The following is a 919-nucleotide window of genomic DNA, read 5'->3' as shown; positions in this document are numbered from 1 at the left end:
CATCAGAAGTAAAGTTTTTAGCAAACAAAGCCGCGGCAAAAGGGTCAGCGCTTTCAGGAAGGTCGGCACTGGCTGCGGACTTCTCCAAAACACTTGCTTCCGTAAATTCGATTTTTTTCTCTCTTTCTTTTTCGAGAGCAGCCTGGACAGCATCAGCGTCATAATCAATATTGCGAACCGTTCCATCAGCATCGACTACTGTATAGTAGCGAGAACCTTCACTACTCGGTCGCCCACCGTCGATTAATAGCTTATCACCATCCACAAATTCCTCAGAGTTAACGCGCGTTGCATCGAAATCGTTAAGTGGTGGCGCCCTACGAATAGCGCCAAGAACCTTAGAGCGCTCTAATCTTTCGGTTTCAATATATTCTTTTTCAAAAGGACTTAAGGAATCACCAACATCACCAAGATATTCATTGTCGGTTACGTTCTGGGATTTTGGACTAACAGGTGGTTCAGGAGGCAGCTCTAACTTTGCTTGCTGCTGAGGCTCTTCAGGTTCTGGCTGTGAGTCGATGACAGGCACATCGGCTTGCTGAGCATCATCTACCTTCTTTGCGGAATATCCACCAAAGCTATCTTGTTCAACACTATAGCGTTCAGCAAGAGCTTCCAAAGAAAAGACACACAAAGCTACAAGCAATACTACAGTCGATCTCGAATAGTTCAGCTTCATATAGACCTAGAATTTTCGGTTAAAAGAAATACCCATTCCAAATACTCGAGATGTAAACTTCACATTCAAGCCCGCATAGGGGTTATAAATTACGTTAGTCAAATTCGTACAGTTCAAATTACAACTTGTATTAGAAGGAATGTAATCATCAGACTGCATATAGAATATGCTTGCACTGATATCGGTTCGTTTATCCCACTTGTAGCCAAACCCGGTACCCCACATTTTCATATCACCAAC

The 919-nt window shown here is 43.2% G+C and carries 1 protein-coding gene and 1 pseudogene; both read right to left on the bottom strand.

The features are described from left to right. A partial coding sequence (locus A3729_RS04815; protein ID WP_197475562.1) for a hypothetical protein occupies window positions 1-679 on the bottom strand: 679 nt, incomplete at its 3' end. A 6-nt stretch (window positions 680-685) separates the two neighbouring features. After that, window positions 686-919 (bottom strand): annotated as a pseudogene (locus A3729_RS32225) (outer membrane protein transport protein); the annotation flags it as partial.

This window comes from Oleiphilus sp. HI0043 (genome assembly GCF_001634935.1).
This window is presented reverse-complemented; position numbering and strand designations above follow the sequence as displayed.